The organism is Cellulomonas hominis (assembly GCF_005239125.1).
Taxonomy (GTDB): Bacteria; Actinomycetota; Actinomycetes; order Actinomycetales; family Cellulomonadaceae; genus Cellulomonas; species Cellulomonas hominis_A.
Genome location: NZ_SZYE01000222.1, coordinates 1 through 5,434, shown reverse-complemented (window position 1 = coordinate 5,434; position 5,434 = coordinate 1). Strand labels below are relative to the sequence as shown.

Here is a 5,434-nt window from a genome sequence, read left to right as displayed (position 1 = left end):
GCCGGTCGCGCGTCCGACCGCGTGGCGTGGCTCGCCAGCAGGCGCTTCTCGTCGCGGTTCACCACGACCAGCAGCGCGATCGTGGCCACGCAGCAGCCGATCAGGAACATGAAGGTCACGTCCCACCCCCACCGGTCGATCATGATCCCCATCCCGGTGGACGCGAGGGTGGCCCCGAGCACGTAGCCGAACAGGCCGGTGTACCCGGCGGCCGTGCCGGCGACGTGGCGGGGGGACATGTCCAGCGCCTGCAGACCGATCAGCATCACGGGGCCGTAGATGAGCCCGCCGATCGCGGCGACGGTGACGAGGGAGAGCCACAGCGGCGCCCCCGAGGGCGTCAGCCAGTACACCGCCGTCATGACCGCGACCGCGACCATGAAGGCGATCCCGGTGTAGGAGCGGTTTCCTCGGAACACCCGGTCGGAGACGTAGCCGCACAGGATGGTGCCGGCGATACCGGTCAGCTCGAACACGGAGAAGCCGGCGATGCCGCCGCCGAGCGAGGCGCCGCGCTCCTGCGACAGGTAGACGGGGGTCCAGTTGAGGATCCCGTAGCGCAGCGCGTAGACGAAGACGTTCGCGAGCGCGAGCAGGAGCATCGCCCGGTTGGTCAGGACGTGGGTCCGCACGACGTGCCACACGCCCAGCGCCTGCTCCGCCTCCTCGTCGACGGCGACCTTCGCCGGGTCGTCGCGGTACTCCTCGATGGGCGGCAGGCCCTCGGACTCCGGGCGGTCCCGCATCAGGACGAACGCGATCACGGAGACCGCGAGCGCGACGACGGCCGGCAGCCAGAAGGCCGCGGTCCAGTCGTCCCCGCTGAGCTGCAGCCCGAGCGCGGCGATCGCGCCGACGAGGAACCCGCCGACGTTGTGCGACACGTTCCAGATCGCGGTCTTGATGCCGCGCTCCGTCGTCGAGAACCAGTGCACGAGGGTGCGGCCGCACGGAGGCCAGCCCATCCCCTGCACCCAGCCGTTGAGGAACATGACGGTGGCGAACGCCGCGACGGTCGCCGACAGCGCGGGGATGAACGCGATGGCGAGGTTGGCGGCCGCCGACAGCGCGAGCCCCACGGGCAGGAAGTACCGGGCGTTCGAGCGGTCGGAGAGGATCGCCATGAGGAACTTCGACAGGCCGTACGAGATCAGCACCGCGTTGGAGATGATCCCGAGTCCGACGGTGTTGACGCGACCCTCGTCGAGGAGCAGCGCGGAGATCAGGGGGACGTTGTTCCGGATGAGGTAGAAGCCGGCGTAGCCGATGAAGATGCCGGCGAAGACCTGCAGGCGCAGCCGCGGGTACCGGCGGTGGATCTCGGCGGCGGGGAGTCGAGGGGCCGGCGGTGGGGCGGCGAGTCGGCCGGGGGAGGGGCGGTCGGTGGACGGCGTCATGGTGTCCTCGTGGTCGCGGCGTCCGGTCCCGGCCGAGGGCGCACTCCGTTGTGCGCGGACCCGCGTGAGGGACCCTACGCAGCCCGCGTGGATCTGAGACCCGACCTGCACGGACGTGCGCCGGTGCGCGGTGGTGCACGCACGTCGCTTCGGGACGTTCCGCACGAAAAGGGGCGGGCAGCGGGGCGGTCGCGGCGCGGTCGTGCAGCGATGCTCGGTACGCTGCCGACCATGTCTTCCACCGTCGACTTCGTGCTGCGTCCCTTCGAGGGCCTCCCCGGTGAGCCCGACTGGGTCGCCCTGCGCGAGCTGGTGCCCGCCGCCACCGCGACCGCCCGCACCGACGCCGAGCACGGCGCGCGCGACATCACGGTCACCACCGTGCTGCCCGACGGCTGGGCCGCGCTGCACCGCGCCGACGGCGTCGTGCTGCTCGCCCTGCAGGTGGTCGGCGGGTCCGGCGACGCCAGCCGCGACCTCGCCGCCGCGCTGCTCGAGGCGCTCGACTCGGAGCCCGGGACCGCCGTGCAGACCTCCGGTCTCGCGGGCCCCGGCCCGCGCCTGCAGGACGTGCTCGACCCGACCGTGCCGTTCGAGGTGACGGTCCAGGAGAGCTTCGCGTACTGGGTCGCCGCCGACACCGAGATGACCCCGGACCTGAAGGCCGCCATCGAGGAGGCCGACGCCGGCGTCGTCGACACCAAGAAGCTCGCCGCGGTCGACGCCGCGTACTGGGTCCGCATGGGTGCCCGCGAGTACCTGCGCTGGGCGCAGCCGCACGACGAGCAGCAGGTCATCGACGGCCTCGCCCGCCTGCACGGCCGCCGCGAGTCGGGCTTCGACGGCGCGAAGTTCATCGGCTACTTCCGGTCCAACGGCCTGGTCGTCCCGGTGTGGGAGCTCGCCCGCGGCTCCGAGGCCGAGGACGTCGAGGCCGCGGTGGCCGAGTTCGCGCCCCGGTTCGCCGCCGCGCTCGACGACACCGAGCCGCTCGACGCGAACGCGCGCCGCGCCCGCGCCGGCATCGTCGCCCGGCAGGTCACGCTCCGCTGAGCCCCACCGCAGGCCGCCCCCGGGGACCGTCCAGGTCCCCGCGGGGCGGCCTGCGGCGTACCCGGGCCCGCCCGGCGCGGTGGACCCGCTGGTGACGGCCCCGCGCCGCCCGTGTGACCGTCGTGTGCAGCGTCCGCGTGTCCCGCCCCCGTCGGCGCGCAGGGCCCGCGCGCATCGATAGGCTGACCCGCGTGACGGGCGAAGCGGAGGACAGGACCGAGGAGCGACCGGTCGACGACCGCCCTGCCCAGGAGCGGGAGCCCGCCGCCGCGCGGAAGCCCCGGCGGTCCCAGCCGCAGCAGCCCGCGCCGCTCGAGGCGCCGACCACCACGGCCCGCACCGGCCGGACCCGGCAGCGCGTGGCCGTCGTCATCCCCGCCAAGGACGAGTCCCGCCGGATCGCGGCGACCGTCCGCTCCGCGCGGGCGATCCCGCACGTCGACCTGGTGCTCGTCGTCGACGACGGCTCGGAGGACAACACCCAGCACGTCGCCCGCGAGGCCGGCGCCGTCGTCGTCCGGCACTCCCACAACCGGGGCAAGGCCGCCGCGATGGAGACCGGCGCCGCGGTCGTCGCCATGCGCGACGCCCCGGACCGCCCGCCGCGCCTGCTGCTGTTCATCGACGGCGACCTCGGCGACACCGCCGTCAACACGGCCCCGCTGGTCCCGCCGGTCCTGGAGGGCACGGCGGACGTGTCGATCGCGCTGCTGCCCCCGCAGCCCGGCGCGGGCGGCCGCGGCATCGTCGTCGGCGCCGCCCGCCGCGCCATCCAGGCGCTGACCGGCTGGACCCCGACGCAGCCGCTGTCCGGCATGCGCTGCCTCACCCGGGAGGCCTTCGAGGCGGCGACGCCGCTCGCCCGGGGCTGGGGCGTCGAGACGGGCATGACGATCGACCTGCTCCGCAAGGGGTTCGTGGCCGTCGAGGTCCCGTGCGACCTGCGGCACCGGCCCTCCGGCAGCGACCTGCGCGGCCAGATGCACCGGGCGGCGCAGTACCGCGACGTCCAGCTCGCGGTGGCCGCCCGCCGGCTGCGGTCGATCGGCGCGGCGCCCCGCAAGAAGGGCTGAGCCCGGCCGCCCGGCGCGCCGGAGGCGTGTCGGGGGCCGGTCGTACGCTGGGCCGCAGCCGATCCCGCAGCGGCGCGGGGTCGCCGGTCACGGGGGTGCGGCATGGCACACGGCGACATCACGCACATCGACATCCCGGTCGACGACGTCGACCGCGCGAAGGGCTTCTACGGCGCGCTGTTCGGCTGGCGGATCGAGGAGTACCCGGGTTACGAGGGCTACCCGATGTGGCAGGCCCCCAACAAGATCAGCGGCGGCGGCCTCGCGCCCCGGGACGAGAACTTCGACCGGCCGCGGTCGTACGTCGAGGTCGACTCCATCGACGACACGCTGCGCCAGGTGACCGAGCTCGGCGGGCGCGTGGTCCGGCCGAAGTCGGAGATCAGCCCGACGAGCTGGTGGGCGGCCTTCGTGGACACCGAGGGGAACGAGATCGGGCTCTACGAGGGGACGACGGACACCGACGGCACGGAGTGAGGCGCCCGCCCGGGGCATGACGAAGGGCCCGTCACCAGCGCTGACGTGGTGACGGGCCCTTCGACCTGCGGAGGATGGGGGATTCGAACCCCCGAGGGCGTGAACCCAACACGCTTTCCAAGCGTGCGCCATAGGCCACTAGGCGAATCCTCCCGGCCCGTAGAGGGTACCCGAGCCGGAGCCGTGCTCGGTAACCGGGCCCGGCCCGCCCGGCCGGCCCGGTGTGGTGGGCTGTCCTGCGTGCCCCTGACCGGACCTGCCCTGCCCGTGCGCCGCGTGCGCGCCGACGACCGCGAGCCCGTCCCGGGCGGCGCCTGGTTCGCCCGGGTTCCCGCCGTGGCGCAGGTGCTGCGGGACGGCTGGGAGCTCGGGGCGGCGACGGTCCTGGTGGGGGAGAACGGCGCGGGGAAGTCGACGCTCGTCGAGGCGCTGGCGATGGCGTTCGGGATGGGTGCCGAGGGCGGGTCGACCGGTGCGCGGGCCGAGACGCGCGCGTCGGAGTCGGCGCTGTGGCGGCACCTGCTGCTGGAGCGGGGCGCCGGCGGGTCGCGGCGCGGGTTCTTCCTCCGGGCCGAGACGATGCACGGGTTCTACACCTACCTGGAGGAGAACCCGCGGGTCGGCGGGCCGCCGGACGCGGCGTTCCACGAGATGTCCCACGGGGAGTCCTTCCTGGAGATCGCGGTGTCCCGCATGCGGGGCCGCGGGTTGTACGTGCTGGACGAGCCGGAGTCGGCGCTGTCGTTCACCGGCTGCCTGGCGCTGCTCGCGCACCTGCGCGGCCTGCTCGCCGGCGGGGCGCAGGTGGTGCTGTCGACGCACTCCCCGCTGCTCGCCGCGCTGCCCGGCGCGCGGGTGGTCGAGGTCGGGGAGTGGGGGCTGCGCGAGACCGCCTGGGAGGACGCCGACCTGGTGCTGTCGTGGCGGGGCTTCCTCGAGGCGCCGGACCGGTACCTCCGGCGGCTCGACGGCTGAGGGGCGGGGCCGGACCGGCCTCCCGTCTGCGTTAGGCTGGGGGCAGACCCCTCGTGCGGCGTCATCTCGCTGAACCCCCCCAGGGCCGGAAGGCAGCAAGGGCAGGTGAGCTCTGGCGGGTGTGCGGGGGGTCCTTGCATGCCCGGACCCGACCGCGGCGCGCCCGTGGGTCGCCCGGAGGTCGTCCGCCCCCGGTCGGACACGCCCGCCGCTCTCCGCCCCCGGTCGCAGCCGCGGCGCCGCCAGGACGCGACCCCGGTCCGACGCGGTGGCTCCCGGGTCGGCGCGAGGCTGGCGGCATGAGCACGATCAGCACCCCCGGCCCCCGGCTGTCCGCCCGCGGCCTCGTCAAGCAGTTCGGCGCGACGACGGCGCTCGCGGGCGTCGACCTGGACGTCGCGCCCGGCGAGTCGGTCGCCGTGATGGGGCCGTCCGGCTCGGGCAAGTCGACGCTGCTGC

At 74.8% G+C, this 5,434-nt stretch carries 6 protein-coding genes, 1 tRNA gene and 1 other RNA gene; 6 read left to right on the top strand and 2 right to left on the bottom strand.

Annotated features, from left to right (window positions below; all coding sequences use genetic code 11):
- Window positions 1–1,397, bottom strand: a 1,397-nt coding sequence (locus tag FA014_RS17525; RefSeq protein WP_154730914.1) for an MFS transporter, incomplete at its 3' end; no start/stop codon positions are given.
- Between the two features lie 231 nt (window positions 1,398–1,628).
- Between FA014_RS17525 and FA014_RS17520 the strand changes: the two genes are divergently transcribed.
- From FA014_RS17520 to FA014_RS17510, 3 genes are all read left to right on the top strand, one after another.
- Entirely contained in the window at window positions 1,629–2,450 is an 822-nt protein-coding gene (locus tag FA014_RS17520) for a DUF5926 family protein (protein ID WP_154730913.1), read from the top strand.
- Window positions 2,451–2,641: 191 nt separating this feature from the next.
- The gene (locus FA014_RS17515; protein WP_419178436.1) at window positions 2,642–3,523 is read left to right on the top strand and encodes a glycosyltransferase family 2 protein; all 882 of its coding nucleotides are present in this window, start codon (window positions 2,642–2,644) and stop codon (window positions 3,521–3,523) included.
- A gap of 102 nt (window positions 3,524–3,625) precedes the next feature.
- Window positions 3,626–4,000 carry a VOC family protein gene (locus FA014_RS17510; protein ID WP_154730912.1) on the top strand — a complete coding sequence of 125 codons (375 nt, stop codon included), beginning with the start codon at window positions 3,626–3,628 and terminating at the stop codon, window positions 3,998–4,000.
- Between the two features lie 68 nt (window positions 4,001–4,068).
- On the opposite strand, the gene FA014_RS17505 is transcribed toward FA014_RS17510, so the two are convergent.
- Window positions 4,069–4,153 (bottom strand) — tRNA-Ser (locus FA014_RS17505).
- A gap of 87 nt (window positions 4,154–4,240) precedes the next feature.
- Between FA014_RS17505 and FA014_RS17500 the strand changes: the two genes are divergently transcribed.
- The 3 genes from FA014_RS17500 to FA014_RS17490 all read left to right on the top strand — a co-directional run.
- The gene (locus FA014_RS17500) at window positions 4,241–4,975 is read left to right on the top strand and encodes an AAA family ATPase (RefSeq protein ID WP_419178435.1); all 735 of its coding nucleotides are present in this window, start codon (window positions 4,241–4,243) and stop codon (window positions 4,973–4,975) included.
- Between the two features lie 42 nt (window positions 4,976–5,017).
- Window positions 5,018–5,114: signal recognition particle sRNA small type (gene ffs / locus FA014_RS17495), an RNA gene on the top strand.
- Between the two features lie 160 nt (window positions 5,115–5,274).
- The coding region (locus FA014_RS17490; protein ID WP_154730911.1) for an ATP-binding cassette domain-containing protein at window positions 5,275–5,434 on the top strand (160 nt) is incomplete at its 3' end.